Source organism: Kaistia sp. SLG-1 (genome assembly GCF_059699055.1).
This window is the reverse complement of the sequence record NZ_AP048544.1, coordinates 1,521,683-1,537,258: the sequence shown is the minus strand read 5'-3', so window position 1 is coordinate 1,537,258 and position 15,576 is coordinate 1,521,683. Positions and strand designations below refer to the sequence as shown.

Annotated in this window: 14 protein-coding genes; 8 read left to right on the top strand and 6 right to left on the bottom strand. The window is 65.9% G+C overall.

Annotated elements, in window-relative coordinates:
* Window positions 1-11: 11 nt before the first annotated feature.
* On the bottom strand, window positions 12-620 hold the full coding sequence (locus AC6HZP_RS06780; protein WP_497525932.1) for a TIGR00725 family protein: 609 nt from the start codon (window positions 618-620) through the stop codon (window positions 12-14).
* Window positions 621-728: 108 nt separating this feature from the next.
* Here AC6HZP_RS06780 and AC6HZP_RS06775 point away from each other — a divergent pair, with 108 nt between their 5' ends.
* Window positions 729-1,514, top strand: a complete 786-nt coding sequence (locus AC6HZP_RS06775; protein WP_497525931.1) for a DeoR/GlpR family DNA-binding transcription regulator — start codon at window positions 729-731, stop codon at window positions 1,512-1,514.
* A 107-nt stretch (window positions 1,515-1,621) separates the two neighbouring features.
* On the opposite strand, the gene AC6HZP_RS06770 is transcribed toward AC6HZP_RS06775, so the two are convergent.
* From AC6HZP_RS06770 to AC6HZP_RS06750, 5 genes are all read right to left on the bottom strand, one after another.
* Window positions 1,622-2,359, bottom strand: coding sequence for a ThuA domain-containing protein (locus tag AC6HZP_RS06770; protein ID WP_497525930.1), 738 nt, complete (start codon window positions 2,357-2,359; stop codon window positions 1,622-1,624).
* Window positions 2,360-2,387: 28 nt separating this feature from the next.
* Entirely contained in the window at window positions 2,388-3,464 is a 1,077-nt protein-coding gene (locus tag AC6HZP_RS06765; RefSeq protein WP_497526747.1) for an ABC transporter ATP-binding protein, read from the bottom strand.
* A gap of 31 nt (window positions 3,465-3,495) precedes the next feature.
* Entirely contained in the window at window positions 3,496-4,410 is a 915-nt protein-coding gene (locus AC6HZP_RS06760; RefSeq protein ID WP_201402870.1) for a carbohydrate ABC transporter permease, read from the bottom strand.
* 1 nt (window position 4,411) lies between these two features.
* The gene (locus AC6HZP_RS06755) at window positions 4,412-5,290 is read right to left on the bottom strand and encodes a carbohydrate ABC transporter permease (protein WP_201402869.1); all 879 of its coding nucleotides are present in this window, start codon (window positions 5,288-5,290) and stop codon (window positions 4,412-4,414) included.
* Window positions 5,291-5,415: 125 nt separating this feature from the next.
* Window positions 5,416-6,708, bottom strand: a complete 1,293-nt coding sequence (locus tag AC6HZP_RS06750; RefSeq protein WP_497525929.1) for an ABC transporter substrate-binding protein — start codon at window positions 6,706-6,708, stop codon at window positions 5,416-5,418.
* A gap of 195 nt (window positions 6,709-6,903) precedes the next feature.
* On the opposite strand from AC6HZP_RS06750, the gene AC6HZP_RS06745 reads away from it, so the two are divergent.
* The 7 genes from AC6HZP_RS06745 to AC6HZP_RS06715 all read left to right on the top strand — a co-directional run bounded on the left by AC6HZP_RS06745 (window position 6,904) and on the right by AC6HZP_RS06715 (window position 15,564).
* Entirely contained in the window at window positions 6,904-7,917 is a 1,014-nt protein-coding gene (locus AC6HZP_RS06745; protein ID WP_497525928.1) for a Gfo/Idh/MocA family protein, read from the top strand.
* Between the two features lie 19 nt (window positions 7,918-7,936).
* A complete protein-coding gene (locus tag AC6HZP_RS06740; RefSeq protein WP_201402866.1) occupies window positions 7,937-8,926 on the top strand; it encodes a LacI family DNA-binding transcriptional regulator in 990 nt (329 codons plus the stop codon).
* Window positions 8,927-9,107: 181 nt separating this feature from the next.
* Window positions 9,108-9,860, top strand: coding sequence for an NADPH-dependent F420 reductase (locus AC6HZP_RS06735; protein WP_497525927.1), 753 nt, complete (start codon window positions 9,108-9,110; stop codon window positions 9,858-9,860).
* A 161-nt stretch (window positions 9,861-10,021) separates the two neighbouring features.
* Window positions 10,022-10,423 (top strand): hypothetical protein, encoded by a 402-nt coding sequence (locus tag AC6HZP_RS06730; RefSeq protein ID WP_497525926.1) that lies wholly within the window; start codon window positions 10,022-10,024, stop codon window positions 10,421-10,423.
* A 130-nt stretch (window positions 10,424-10,553) separates the two neighbouring features.
* A complete protein-coding gene (locus tag AC6HZP_RS06725) occupies window positions 10,554-10,952 on the top strand; it encodes a FixH family protein (RefSeq protein ID WP_497525925.1) in 399 nt (132 codons plus the stop codon).
* On the top strand, window positions 10,949-12,391 hold the full coding sequence (locus tag AC6HZP_RS06720; protein ID WP_497525924.1) for an efflux RND transporter periplasmic adaptor subunit: 1,443 nt from the start codon (window positions 10,949-10,951) through the stop codon (window positions 12,389-12,391). Before AC6HZP_RS06725 ends, AC6HZP_RS06720 begins: the two co-directional genes overlap by 4 nt.
* Window positions 12,388-15,564: an efflux RND transporter permease subunit gene (locus AC6HZP_RS06715; RefSeq protein WP_497525923.1), complete on the top strand. Its 3,177-nt coding sequence runs from the start codon at window positions 12,388-12,390 to the stop codon at window positions 15,562-15,564. Before AC6HZP_RS06720 ends, AC6HZP_RS06715 begins: the two co-directional genes overlap by 4 nt.
* Window positions 15,565-15,576 lie beyond the last annotated feature (12 nt).

Below are 15,576 nucleotides of genomic sequence, written 5' to 3'. Positions count from 1 at the left end.
CGTAAGGTATATTACGGAATCTGGAAGATTCGCCCGGCAATCCGGTCGAGGATCGCCTCGACCGTGTCGACAACAGGCACGCCGGCGACGGGCGGCGCCTCGCTCGTGGCGAGCACGAGACGGTTGAACTGAAGCCCCAGCGCCATTTCCGACAGGGTGCCGACGCCGCCGCCGATCGCCACGAGCGCGAGGCACGCGCGGGCGATGATGGCGTTGCGAGCGGGGCCGATCCCGGTGGCGATGGGAATGGCGACATAGGGATTGGCGGCTTGCCACTCGTCGTCGGGCAGAATGCCGATCGGCAACCCGCCCGCCGATGCGTGCCCACGGCAGGCGGCTTCCATGACGCCGTTCTTGCCACCGCACAAAAGTTGCAGCCCGTGCTCGGCCAGCGCGGCGCCGAGCTTTTCCGCCAATTCGCATTGGCCTGATGTCGCTTCGCGCGGGCCGATGATGCCGATCGGGACACGGCGGAGCGCGCTTCGCTCGGCGAAGCGGAGGAGCGCCTCGGTCGGCGACAGGTCTTCTCCCGAACGTTGCGACGCCTCGGTCTCGACCCACTCCAGACGCGCGGGATCGAAGACCCGATCCCCGCAAAGCAACTTCCGGCTGTCTTCCACCCAATGCAACACTGTCACTTGCCGCCTCGACCCTTTTCCGCTTGCGCCTTGCCGCTGGCCTTCTATTCTCCCATCTGACGTAAGATTTGTGACAATCAAGGAAGTTAGATGACATACGGGGATCGGCAGAGCGACGGCATGACCGCCCGCCAGGCCGAGATTGTCGCGATCGTCGCCGAGCAGGGCTACACGACGCTGGAGTCGCTCGCGAACCGCTTCTCGGTGTCGATGCAGTCGGTCCGACGCGACATCATCCAGCTCGACCAGATGCGCCTTCTCCAGCGCTTCCACGGCGGCGCCGGCCCTTCGGACAACACGGTCCGGCTCGGCTACCAGGAGAAACGGTCGCGCTCGGCGGAGGCGAAGACACGGATCGCCAGGAAGGCGGCCGAGCTGGTGCCGGACGGCGCGACGATCTTCCTCGATTCCGGCACGACCATCGAAGCGCTGGCGCAGCAGCTGCGCGGCCGCAGGACGGGGCTCCGCATCTTCACGACCTGTCTTGCCACGGCGATGGTCGTGGCGGGCGAGCCGGATATCGAGCTTCACGTCATCGGCGGGACCTCCCGCGGCGCGGACGGTTCGCTCGCCGGCGCCGGCACGGTCGCTACCCTGTCGACGATCCGCTTCGATTTCGCCTTCATCGGCTTTTCCGGCTTCGACGACGATGGAGCCGTCATGGACTACGATCTCGAGAAGATCGCCGTGAAGCAGGCGGCGATGCGCCGGACGAACAATGCCATCCTGCTCGGCGACCAGTCGAAGTTCGAACGGCACGCCATCGCCCAGATCGCGCCGCCCCGCGCCTTCGCCAAACTCGTGAGCGATGCTGCGCCGCCCGACCGGCTGGCGGAGGTATTCTCCGCCTCAGGCCTCGAGATCCTCATCGCCTGAACGCCGTCCAGTCTCCCCAAACGATACAGCCCTCGAACGACGGATCGCTCGAGGGCTGCAGGCCGTTTCCCCTTGATCGGGGAACCGAAGACAGAAGTGAGCCGGCTTTAGACAGGTCGCTTGTGGATCGGCTCGGCGCGGTGCCAGTTGGCGAGGATGCGGCCGTCGGTGTGCGCCTGCTTCGCCCAGCGGATGCCGTTGCCGATCACCTTGTGGACCATCTCGTTGTGATAGATCGGGAAGGTCTCGTGGCCGGGGCCGAAATAGAAGATCCGCCCGCGCCCGCGCTGGAACGTGCAGCCGCTGCGGAAGACTTCGCCGCCCGAATACCAGGACACGAAGATCAGCTCGTCGGGCTGCGGGATGTCGAAGGGCTCGCCATACATCTCCGAGGCCTCGATCTCGAAGAAGGGCGGCAGGCCCTCGGCGATCGGATGCGACGGGTTCAGCACCCAGACGCGCTCCAGGTCGCCCTCGGGCATCTCACGCCAGGAAAGATTGGCGTTGGTGCCCATCAGACGGCGGAAGAGCTTCGAGTGATGGCCGGAATGCAGCACGACCAGGCCCATGCCCTTCAGGACGCGCTGCTGCACCCGGTCGATCAGCCCGTCGCTGACCTCGTCATGCGCCATGTGGCCCCACCAAAGCAGGACGTCCGTATCTTCGAGAAGCGCATCGGGCAGGCCCTCGTCGGGATCGTCCAGCGTGCCGCGACGGATCTCGAAATCCTCGTGCGCGAGCCCGGCCGCGATCGCGCCGTCGATGCGATCCGGATAGATCTTCTGGACCTCCGGATGAAGCTGCTCGTGGCGGCCTTCATTCCAGATTGTAACCTTGATCGTCATGCTGTCCTCAGTTTCCAGGGAGCTTCAGTCAGGAGCGATGGACGGCCTGGCCGTCCGCGCCAAAGAGGTGGCAGGCCGTGCGGTCGATGGAGAATCCGACCCGGTCGCCGGGCCGGATCGAGACGTCGCCCTCGACGCGGGCCATGATGGGATCGGCCAGCGAGCCGACCGCCAGATAGGTCTCGACGCCGAGGCGCTCGACGACGGCGATCTCGGCCTCGAAATCGCGATCCGATCCCTCGGCGAGCCTCAAATGCTCCGGCCGGATGCCGAGGCGCGCGGGACCCGCCGGCAGGGCCGGCCCCGGATCCGGCAGATCGATCGACCATCCCTCCGGCGTGGCCAGCCGTATCTGGCCGTTGCCGGGCCGGCTGAGCTCGACCGGGATAAGGTTCATGCGCGGCGAACCGATGAAGGTGGCGACGAAGGCATTTTCCGGCTGGTGGTAGAGCGTGATCGGGGCTGCTTCCTGCGCCACCTTGCCGCCGTTCAGGACGACGATCCGGTCGGCCATGGTCATCGCCTCGACCTGATCATGCGTGACATAGACCGCGGTGGCGCCGATATCGCGATGCAGGCGCTGCAGCTCGGCCCGCATCTGCACGCGCAGCGCCGCGTCGAGGTTGGAGAGCGGTTCGTCGAACAGGATCACCGACGGCTTCTTGATGATGGCGCGCCCGATCGCGACGCGCTGGCGCTGGCCGCCCGAAAGCGCGGCCGGCCGGCGATCGAGATATTGCGTCAGCTGCAGGATCTCGGCGATCGCCTCGACCTGGCGGCGGATCTCGGGCTTCGGCACCTTCTTCAGATCAAGCGAGAAGCCGATGTTCTCGGCGACGCTCATATGCGGGTAGAGCGCATAGGACTGGAACACCATGGCGATGCCGCGCTTGTCGGGCGCGATCTCGTTCATGCGCTTGCCGTCCAGCAGGAACTCGCCGCTGTCGATGCCTTCGAGCCCGGCGATCATCCGCAGAAGCGTCGACTTTCCGCAGCCGCTCGGGCCGACGAAGACGGCGAATTCACCATCCTCGACCTTGAGGTCGACGCCCTTGATGACTTCGAGGGAGCCGTAGAATTTCCGGACGTTCCTGAGTTCGATCACGGCCATGAGAATGTATCCATCATGAGAGGCATCAGCCCTTGACCCCGCCTGAGAAGGTCTGGACCAGAAAGCGACGGGCAAAGCCGAAGGCGACGACGGCCGGCAGCAGATAGACAAAGGCGAGGGCTGCCAGAAATCCGTAGTCGATGGTGTTGACGCGGAGGAAGGCGCGGAAGAGCCCCAGCGGCAGCGTCTGCAGATCCGGCGAGGAAAGCAGGATCAGCGGCAGCAGGAAATCGCCCCAGGCCGAGATGAAGGCAAAGAGACCGGCAGCCCCCAGCCCCGGCAGGGCGAGCGGGATCAAAACTCGGCGGATGCGCTGCAGAAGGGTTGCGCCGTCCATCAGCGCCGCTTCCTCATAGTCGCGCGGGACGGTGTCGAAGAAGGTCTTCATGATCCAGAGCGCGAGCGGCAACTGCATCGTCGCCAGCACGAGGATCAGGCCGAGATAGCCGTCGATGAAGCCGACATAGCGCAGGATCTGCCGCGCCGGGCCATTGCCGAACAGCTCGCGAAGCACCGTCCCGAGGCCGTTATTGGCGGTAAGGAGGACCTTGTAGAGCGGCACGACCAGCGCGGTCGTCGGCAACACACGGATCAGCAGGATCGTGTAGAGGAACGGCCGCTTCCACCAGGCGCGGGTACGCGACAGCGCATAGCCGCCGAGCCCCGCCAGCACCATGACGATCAAGGTCGCGGTGCCGACGACGAAGAGCGAATTCAGCAGCCAGCGCGTGCCGTCCTCCTGCGCGAAGATCCGGACGTAGTTGTTGATCGTCAGCTCGCGCGGCCATTGCAGGAACAGCGACGCGTTGCCGTCGATCGAGGCCAGCAGCACCCAGAAGAACGGGATGGCGCAGAAGATCGAGATCAGAGACAGCGTCGCATACGCACCCAATTCGGCGCCGCGTCGCTTTGAAGGATTGTGGGCATGATGGATCGCCATCTCAGACCTCCACCTTGAGCGCACGGACGTAGATCACGCCGATCGCGAGCGAGAAGACGAGCGCAACCACCGCCACCGCGGAGCCATAGCCGAGCTGGAAGGCCGTGAAGGACTGGTTGTAGATGTAGATGCTGATCAGCTCGGTCGCGCCGCCCGGGCCGCCGCGCGTCAGCGCGTAGACGAAGCCGAAGATGGCGATCGTCGAAACCGTCGAGACGAGCATGTAGAGCAGGATCGTCGGCGCGATCAGCGGCAGCGTGATGCGCGTGAACATCTGGCGCGGGGTCGCCCCATCCATGCGCGCTGCCTCGTAGACCTCCTCGGAAACGGCGCTCAAACCGGCGGTCAGCAGGATCATCGCGGTCGCGATGCCGCGCCACGTATTGACGATGATGATCATGGTGAGCGGAAAGGTCTGCAGCCAGTCCGTCGGCTCCAGGCCGAAGAAGGCGACGATGCGCGACAGCGTGGCGCGCTCGCCGCCGGCCAGCATCGAGATCCACATGAAGCCGGCGACCACCTCGGGCACGGCGTTCGGCAGCAGGATGATCGAATTGAAGATCGACTTCATCCTGAGCGGCCGGCGCAGCAGGATCGCCGAAACAAGGCCCAGTATGAACTGGCCGATGATGGCCGAGCCGATCACGAAGAGGAGCGTGACGAGCAGCGAATTCCAGAACTTCGGGTCGTTGAAGAGGCGGATATAGTTCCGGGCGCCGACGAAGCGCGGATTGAGCGCGGCGGCGCCGGTCAGGGCCTCGTTGGTGAGGCTCAGATAGACGGAATAGATCGCCGGATAGATGACGAAGGCGAAGAGCAGCAGGACGGATGGCAGCAAGATCAGCCGGAGCTGCCAGGAAACACGTTTCTCATAAGTCATGGAAACATCCGGGCTTCAGGATCGGGTCAGCGACATCGTCCGGCGGGCCGCCAATTGCGGCCGAGGGGAGAAGCGGACAAGGCTCCGCCTCTCCCCCTGGCTGGACGATCTACGGCCGAGGGAGGTTATTCGACCGCGTCGTCGCCGAGGACTTCCTTGACGTAATCAACCAGGATCTTCTGGGCGCCGGCGGCGTCCGTCTCCTTGCGAAGCAGCGCCTCGGTGGCGCGGGCCACGCCTTCCGACACGGCCGAGAAGCCTGCCGCCTGCTTGAGGTAGACGCCGTTTTCAGCGGCGGCATGGATCGGCACGAGCTCGACCAGCTTCTGGAAGTCGGGATCGGAGCCGGCATCCTTGCGGGCCGGAATATTGCCGATCAGGCCGGCATAGGCGACCTCGGTCTTGACCGATCCGATCTCGAGCAGCGCCTTCTTGGCGAGCTCGACATTCGCGGCCTTGGAGTTGACGGCCCAGGGCGCGGCGAGGCCCGCCAGCACATACTGCCCGCTCGTCTGACCGGGGATCGTCCAGGTGCCGACGACCTTCTCGACATTCGGGATCGGGTTCTTGCTCTCGCGACCCCAGTCGTAGATGTAGCACCAGGATCCGCAGGTCGTGGCCACCAGCTTGCCGGCCGGGAACATCTCATATTTGGGGATCACCCAGGGCTCCGGTCCGAGCAGCGGCTGGACGGGCATCAGGTCGTTGTCGATCAGCTCCTTGTAGACGCCGAACACGTCCTTGACGCCCTCGCCGGTCAGGCTGAGCTTGCCGTCGGCGGCCGCGATCTGCGGCGTCTTCGAGCCGACGAGGAGATGCTGGAAGCCCTCCTCGAACGCGCCGCCGCCCCAGGCGACACCGGCCGGAAACAGCAGGCCGTACTGGCCGGTCTTGGCCTTGATTTCCTTGGCCCGATCGATGAGTTCGGCCCAGGTCTTCGGCTGCTCGGTCGAGATGCCGGCCTTCTCCATCACGTCGCGACGGAAATAGATCTGGTTGATGCCGAGCATCGACGGGAGAACGTAGGTCTCGCCATCCGGGCTGACCGCCAGCTGCTTGGCGACGTCGTAGAGCTGGTCATAGCCGTCCCAGGCCTTCAGCTCCGCGGTGATCGGCGCGAGATAGCCCGCGGCCACCATGTCGGCGACATAGCTTGCGCTCGGAACCGAGAAGATGTCCGGCCCATTGCCGGCGGCCAGCTCGGTGAGCAGCTTCGTCACATAGTCCTTGTCGGGCGCGGGATATTCGACGACTTCGACGGTGACGCCGTATTTTTTCTCGATTTCCGCGACGGTCCCCTTCATCGCGTCGATGCCGGCCTGACCGTGATTGGCGATGCGGATGGTTTCGGCGTGAACGGGCGCGACAGCCACGCTCAGCCCGGCGGCCCAAAGGCCCGCCAAGAGCACTTTCCTCATAGTTTCCTCCCTGGTAACGGCCGCCCTCCAGCGGTCACACAAAACTGTACACGTGTTTTTCAAATCGGCAAGACGTGAATCAATCGCTCCCGCATCAAATCATCAAGTCATTGAAATAGCGTAATTATTTCGTCATTGCAGGGAAATGTAATTCTGTGTAACCGTATACACAACACCATCACTCGGGAGAGAGACATGTCCAATCCATTGCGGCTTGGGATCATTGGAGCAGGCCTGAAGGCGGCCGACTATGCGCGCGGCTGGGTGCATATGCCGGAGGTGACCTTCGTGGCTTCCGCCGACGTGAACGTGCCGTCGCGCCGCCGCCTCGCCGATATCTGCACCGCCGCCGGCAAGCCGGAACCGCAGGAATTCGACGACTATCGCGACATGCTCGCGGCCTGCCGGGACCAGCTGGATGCGGTCTATGTCTCGACCCCGCACGCCTTCCATGCCGAGCAGGCGATCGCCGTTGCCGAGGCCGGGCTCGACCTGCTGCTCGAGAAGCCGATGGTGACGACGGTCGAGGAAGCCGAACGACTGATCGCCGCCCAGAAGCAGACGGGCGTCACCATCGTCATCGCCTTCCAGGGCGGCTTGTCGCCGCTGGTGCTGGACACGAAGCGGCGCGCCCAGGCGGGAGAGTTCGGCGAGCTCGTCAACGTCGCGGCGACGATCTGGGAGGGCTGGTCGGAAAGCTACAACGGGCACTGGAAGCAGCAGCCGGAGATTTCCGGCGGCGGCTTCATGTTCGACACTGGCGCGCACATGATGAACACGGTGTGCCTGCTCGCCGATTCCGGATTTGCCCGCGTTTCCGCCTATATGAACAACCGCGGCAAGCCGATCGATATCCTGTGCGCGGTCTCGGCCCGCCTCGATAGCGGCGCGCTCGTCACCTTCACGGCGGCAGGCGAAGGCCCGCCCGGCTGCGCCTCCTACATCACGCTCTTCTATGCCGGCGCGATCATCCGCATCGACGCCTGGGGCGGCTGGCGCGAGATCAGCCTGCCCGGCGAGACCGCCCAGCGCGAGACGGCCGAAATTCTCGACAATCCGATGAAGAGCTTCCTCGCCATCCGCGAGGGGACGGCTCCGAATTCCTCCACCGTCGAAAACGGCCTCCGCTTCGCGCAGCTCTGGGACGCGATCAAGGCGTCGGCGGCGCGCGATGGAGAATCGATCCGGATTGGTGCTACAGCCGGATGAAACCAATCTGCGGGTTCCGATGAACAAGAAGCGCATCACGTCGAGGGAATTGGCCAAGCTTGCCGGCGTTTCGTCGGCAACGATCTCCCGCGCTTTCTCGCCGGATTCCCGCATCGGCAGCGCGACGCGCGACCGCATTCTCAGCGTCGCCAGGGAGCACGGCTACCAGCCGAATGCGATCGCACGGTCGCTGAACAACCAGCGCTCGCGTCTCGTCGCGCTGGTCGTCAATGCGATCGGCAATCCCTGCGAGGCCGAGGATCTGCAGCTCCTCGTCCATCGTCTCCAGGATCGGCAGCTTCTGCCGATCCTTTTGTGCTGCGCCGATCACGAGGACCGGCTGCAACTGATCCGGCTCGCCTCGACCTATCAGGTCGATCATGTCGTCGTCTTTTCCGATACGGTTTCGATGCAGGACGCGGTCGACATCTTCCATACGACCCGGCCGATCATCGTTTCGTCCGAGCCGCTCGACAACGCCGACGTCTCGCACATCCGGATCGACGGTTCGGAGGCGGCCGACCAGCTCATCGACAAGATCGTCAGGGACGGTCGCCGGCGCTTTGGCTATATCTCGGGCACAGCGACCAGTTGGATCGACAAGAAGCGCAGGGCTTGGTTCGCGGACGCGCTGGAAAAGCGCGACCTCGCCTTCGTGGCGGAAGCCTCCGGCGATTATTCCTATGACGCGGGCTTCAAGGAAGCGGTGCTGCTCCTGCATCGCGCCAAGGTGGATGCCATCATCTGCGGCAATGACGTGATGGCGATCGGCGCGGCCGACGCCGCCCGCAAGGTCCTGGGCCGGCGGGTTCCGGAGGATCTCGCGGTCGTTGGCCAGGACGGCATCGCCATGGCCGCCTGGGAAAGCCATGATCTGACGACGCTCAGCCAGGACCACGTCGCCTTCGTCGATGCTATCGTGGCGCTGATCGAACGCCACGAGAAGGACGCCGACGCCTCGCACAGCATCCTTCTGGAGTGCACCGCCCGCTGGGGCTCGACGGCCTAGAAGCGCTGTCGTCTTCGCCCCATTCGCCGTCGCGTCTCCAGCCTTCGCCCTTCCCCGCGAGCCCCCTGCCCCGGTCGCCGGTGCCGCCTATGTCGGCACTCAACTTTTCGATGTGTTCTTGTCGTTGCGGTAGCGCAGACCTACGTCCGGGAACAGCGCGGTCAACCTACAAGGTGTTCTCATGAAAATCGGCATTATCGGCGTCGGCGCAATCGGCGGGCATTTGGCGCGCTCCTTGGCCGCGAAAGGGCATGAGGTCAGGGTTGCCAACTCGCGTGGCGCGGATGCGGTCCGGGAATTCGCCAAGGCGGCCGGAGCCAGCGCAACAGACGTCTCCGGCGCCGTCGACGGCGTCGATGCGGTCATCATTTCCATTCCATTCTCGGCCATCGCGAAACTGCCGCGAGGGTTGTTCGCCAATCTCCGGGAGGGCGTGCCGGTGATCGATACCGGCAACTACTATCCCGTCCTGCGCGATCCCCCGGTGGATGAGATCGAGGCCGGGAAGACCGAAAGCGTGTGGGTGGCGGAACAGCTCGGCCGCCCCATCATCAAGGCTTTCAACAGCATCTTCGCCGCCTCCCTCGCCGAAAAGGGAAAGCCCGCCGGCGCGAGAAACCGCGTGGCGCTCGCCGTCGCGGGAGACTCTCCCGAGGAGAAGCGGGTTGCCATGGGGCTGGTGGACCAGGTCGGCTTCGATCCGCTCGATGCGGGCAGCCTGCAGGACTCGTGGCGGCAGCAGCCCAACACCCCGGCCTATTGCACCGACTATGGCCTGAGCGATCTGCGCCGCGCCCTGGCGTCGGCGGTCGAGGGCGCGGCGCCCGCGAAGCGAGCCGAATTCGTCGCCAACATACAGAAGATCTTCGCGGAGAACCCGACGAACGACGAGCGGGTCGCCCTCGCGCGCCGGGAAACCCCGATCACGGCCTAGGTCGGCTCGCCGGATCAGGATGCGCCTCGGGAACATCCGGGACGGCTGGCCCATGGCGGCCGTCCCGCTAACGCGCCTCGCGGCAAACAGCCTCACCGCCCTGACACTTATGTGATCGCGGCCATCTTTGCCGGCTCCGCGCGATGTGAGAGGTTGCGCGCGTGAAACTTCGGTCCCTCCTCCCCCGGCTGCTCTCGATCCTGGCGATCCTCGGCCTTCTGACCGCTCCGATGGCTGTGCCCTCGGCCGCGGCGATGGCGGCTGTCGAGACCATGACGACCGCCGAGCCGATGGCGGCGATGGAGGACATGCCGGCTATGGAAGCGATGGCCGGCATGACGGACGGCATGCCGTGCTGTCCTGACCAGAAGCAGTCGCTGCCGGATTGCCAGAAGGCGTGCCCGCTGGCGATCCTGTGCCTCGCCAAGTGTTTCCCGAACGCGCCGGTGGTCGGCGCATCGACGCCGGCAATCCTCGTGCCGGTCGCTGTGCTCGTGCCGTCGAATGACGCCGCGCGCGATCCCTGGGCCGAACCGCCCCCGCCACGACCGCCCAGAACCTGAGTTCATCGTCGGCTCGATTTTGAGCCGCCTGTCGCCGCGCGGCCGACCGCCGCGCGGAGAAGCGCCGTGGCTTGTCGCCATGGCCCAGCCGCGCGCCTGCGCGGATCACGATGAACCTGGGTATTGAACCATGACGTTTTCCATGAAGCACGCCGCCGTCGCGGCGGTGATCGGTCTTGCGGCTTTTTCCACCAGCGCGTGGGCCGGGATCGAGGACTACGAGTTCCAGCTCGTCCAGCCCGAAATCAAGCAGGGCAACGCGGCCGAGATCGACGTCCGCCTGATCGACAAGCGGTCCGGCAAGACCGTGCCCGACGCGGTGATCTTCGCGCAGCGCGTCGATATGGCCCCCGACGGGATGGAGATGATGGCCATGCCGATCGAAGCGCTGCCTTCGACCGAGTCCGGCATCTATCGCTTCAAGGCCGAGATATCGATGGCGGGCGGATGGCGCCTGTCGCTCGGCGCCAAGGTGCAGGGCGAGACCGGCACCGTCGACAGCAAGCTCGTGTTCAAGGCAGTCCCGTGAGCCGGGCTGGCCGAACCGGCCTCACCCTCGCCGCCATTCTGGCGGCGGGGGCTGGCGGCTATTGGGCCGGGCATCGCGATCTCGCGCTGCCTGACCCTTCGTGGCTCCGCGCCCTCCCCTGGCTCGAAAGGGCCGTGCCCCCGGCGAAGGCCGATCCCGCGCCATCCGGGCCCGTCCTCTACTACCGCGATCCCGACGGAAAGCCCGCCTATTCCGCCGCGCGAAAAAAGACGGCGGATGGCCGGGACTTCGTGGCCGTCCATGCCGGCGAGGATGTGAGCTTCGACGAGAAACCGGCGCCCCCGAAGGTCGCGGCGGCGCCCGCCGACGGCGGCGCGAAGCGCGTGCTCTATTACCGCAACCCGATGGGCCTGCCGGACACGTCGCCGATTCCAAAGAAGGATTCGATGGGGATGGACTACATCCCCGTCTATGAGGGCGACAATGACGACGGCGCGTCGGTCAAAGTCTCGCCGGGCAGGCTGCAGCGGACGGGCGTGAGGACGGAGGCGGCCGCCGAACGGGTGATCGTCAATCCGGTGCGCGTACCGGGCGTGGTGCAGCTCGACGAAAGGCGGGTGACGGTCGTCTCGACCCGCTCGGACGCCTTCATCAACGCGGTCGCGAACGTGACGACCGGCGACCGCATCACCAAGGGCCAGCCGCTTCTCCAGCTCTATTCGCCCGAGGTCGCGGCGGCGGGGGCCCAGTTCCTGACCGACCTCGGCAGCGGCGGACGGGAGCGGACGCTCGGCGGCGCCCGCCAGCGGCTTGAAAATCTCGGCGTCCCCGCCGAAGCGATCGCCGAGATCGAGCGGACGCTCAAACTGCCGCTCTCGATCACCTGGCCGGCGCCGCGCGACGGCATCGTGCTTCAGCGCAGCGCCGTCGAAGGCATGAAGGCGGCGCCCGGCGACGTGCTCTTCCGGCTCGCCGACGTCTCCACGGTCTGGGTCGTCGCCGACGTGCCCGAGTACCAGCTCGGCGCCGTCAACGTCGGGGCATCGGCCACGATCCGGCTGCGCAGCCGGCCGGGCGAGAGCTTCAGCGGCCGGGTAGCCCTGATCTATCCGCAGGTGGCAACCGATACCCGCACGACCAAGGTGCGCATCGAAATCCCGAACCCGGACGGCGTCCTGCTGCCGGACATGTATGCCGATGTCGAGATCGCCAGCGGCAGCGGCAAAGAGGTCGTCTCCGTGCCCGACAACGCGGTGATCGACACGGGCGACCGGCAGATCGTCATCGTGGACAAGGGCGACGGCCGCTTCGAGCCGCGCGAGGTCCGGGTCGGCCAGCAGGGCGGCGGCTTCGCGGAAATCCGCTCCGGGATCGCCGCCGGCGACAAGGTCGTCGTCGCGGCGAACTTCCTGATCGACGCCGAAAGCAATCTGAAGGCCGCGCTGAACGGCATGACAAACGCGGAGGCCACGCCATGATCGCCCGGCTGATCGCGTGGTCCGCACGCAACCTCGTCCTGATCTTCGTCGGCACGGCCTTCGCCGTCGCCGCCGGGCTCTATGCCCTGAAGACGCTGCCGCTCGACGCCATCCCCGATCTCTCGGACGTGCAGGTCATCGTCTATACCGACTATCCCGGCCAGGCGCCGCAGGTGGTCGAAGACCAGGTCACCTACCCGCTGTCGACGGCGATGCTGACCGTGCCGAAGTCGAAGGTGGTGCGCGGCTTCTCCTTCTTCGGCGTCTCCTTCGTCTATGTGATCTTCGAGGACGGCACGGATCCCTACTGGGCCCGAAGCCGCGTGCTCGAATATCTGAACGCGGCAGCGCAGCGCCTGCCGCAGGGCGTGGCGCCCGTCCTCGGGCCGGACGCGACCGGCGTCGGCTGGGTCTACCAATATGCCGTCGTCGCCAAGGAAATGACGCTGGCCGAGCTGCGGTCGCTGGAGGACTGGGTCGTGCGTTATGGCGCGTCCAAGGCGGAGGGCGTCGCGGAGGTCGCCAGCGTCGGCGGCTTCGTCAAGCAGTACAACATCGTCGTCGATCCGCTGCGGCTGCGCGCCCAGGGCATCTCGCTCGCCATGGTCCGCGACGCGGTCCGGGCAAGCAACCGCGACGTCGGCGGCCGCACGCTCGAGCTCTCCGAGTTCGAGTTCATGGTGCGCGGCCGCGGCTATATCCGATCGCAGGCCGACATCGAGAACATCGTGCTCAAGACGGCCGAGGGCGTGCCGTTGCGGCTGCGCGACGTCGCCCGCGTCGAGATCGGGCCGGATGAACGGCGCGGCATCACCGAGTTGAACGGCGAGGGCGAGGTGGCGAGCGGCATCGTGCTGCAACGCTTCGGCGCCAATGCGCTCACCGTGATCGACAACGTCAAGCAGCGCCTCGCCGACATCGCCGGCAGCCTGCCGAAGGGCGTCGAGATCGTGCCCGTCTATGACCGCTCGCACCTGATCGAGGCGGCGATCGAAACGCTGAAAGGAACGCTCTTCGAGGAAAGCATCATCGTCGCGCTGGTCTGCGTCGTCTTCCTGCTGCATCTCCGAAGCGCGCTGGTCGCCATCCTGATGCTGCCGGTCGGCATCCTGATCGCCTTTGCCGCGATGCGGGCGATCGGGCTCGGCTCCAACATCATGAGCCTCGGCGGCATCGCGATCGCGGTCGGCGCCATGATCGACGCCGCCATCGTCATGATCGAGAACGCGCACAAGCATCTCGAACGGGCGGAACCCGGCCAATCGCGAGTGCAGATCCTGATCGAGGCGGCGAGCGAGGTCGGGCCGGCCCTGTTCTTCAGCCTGCTGATCATCACGGTCTCCTTCCTGCCGATCTTCACGCTGGAATCGCAAGAGGGCCGGCTGTTCGGTCCGCTTGCCTTCACCAAGACCTTCGCCATGGCGGCCTCGGCGCTGCTTTCGGTGACGCTCGTGCCGGCGCTGATGGTGATCTTCGTGCGCGGGAAAATCGTTCCGGAACACAAAAACCCGATCAACCGCTTCCTGATCTGGATCTATCGCCCGGTGATCCGGGGCGTGCTGGGCGCCAAGACGCTGACCATCGTGCTGGCGCTGGTCGTCCTCGGCATTTCCGTCTGGCCGGCGCGCCAACTCGGCTCCGAGTTCATGCCGAGCCTCAATGAAGGCACGTTGATGTACATGCCGACGACCCTGCCTGGGATCTCGGTCACCCGGGCGACGGAGTTGCTGCAGATGCAGGACCGCATCATCAAGTCGTTCCCGGAGGTCGAGAGCGTCTATGGCAAGGCAGGGCGAGCCGAGACGGCGACCGACCCGGCGCCGACGGAGATGTTCGAGACGATCATCAACCTGAAGCCCAAGGCGCAGTGGCGACCCGGCGTCACCATCGACAGCCTCAAGGCCGAGATGGACAAGGCGCTGCAATTTCCGGGCGTCTCGAACGCCTGGACCATGCCGATCCGCGCCCGCATCGACATGCTGTCGACCGGCATACGCACGCCGGTCGGCGTCAAGGTGTTCGGCCCGGATCTCGGCGAGATGGAGAAGATCGCGCGCGAGATCGAGGCGGCGCTGAAGACCGTGCCGGGGACGTCCAGCGCCTATGCCGAGCGCGTCATCGGTGGCTACTATCTCGACATCGTACCCGACCGCGAGGCGCTCGGCCGCTACGGGCTCGCCGTCGGCGACGTCCAGGACGTCATCGCCACCGCGCTCGGCGGCGAAACGGTCACGACGACAGTCGAAGGCCGCGAGCGCTACGGGGTCAACATCCGCTATCCACGCGATCTGCGCTCGAACCCCGGGGCGATCGAGGCGGACGTGCAGGTGCCCCTGCCCGGCGGCGGCGCGGTGCCGCTCGGCGCGGTCGCCAAGGTCGAGCGCACCCGTGGCGCCACCTCGATCCGCACCGAGAACGGCCAGCTCGCGACCTATATCTTCGTCGACATCAATGGGAGGGATCTCGGCGGCTATGTCGCCGATGCGCAAAAGGCCGTCGCGGAGCGGGTGACGCTGCCGCCCGGCTATACGGTCGGCTGGAGCGGCCAGTTCGAATATCTTCAGCGGGCCGAGGCGCGCATGAAGATCGTCGTGCCGGTCACGCTGCTGATCATCTTCCTGCTGCTCTACCTGAATTTCCGCGCCTTGACCGAGACGCTGATCGTCATGCTCTCCCTGCCCTTCGCGCTGGTCGGCGGGGTCTGGCTGATGTGGTGGCTCGGCTTCAACATGTCGGTCGCCGTCGCCGTCGGCTTCATCGCGCTCGCCGGCGTCGCCGCCGAGACCGGCGTTGTCATGCTCATCTATCTCGAGCAGGCGATGGCCGAGGTGAAGCGGGAACGCGCCGCAGAAGGGCGTACCTTCAGCCGCGCCGACCTCTATGAGGCCGTCATGCTCGGCGCGGTGGAGCGGGTTCGGCCGAAGATGATGACAGTCGTCGCCATCATGGCCGGCCTGGTGCCGATCCTGTGGAGCACGGGAACCGGTTCCGAGATGATGCAGCGCATCGCCGTCCCGATGATCGGCGGCATGATCTCGTCGACGGCCCTGACGCTGGTGGTGATCCCGGCGATCTACGCGCTGATCAAGGGATGGCGGCTGCCGGCGACGTCCGCCGCCGAACGGGTCGAGGCAGAGCCCACCACACCGGTGCTTGGGGCAGCAGCGGAATGAAGGCAACTGCCG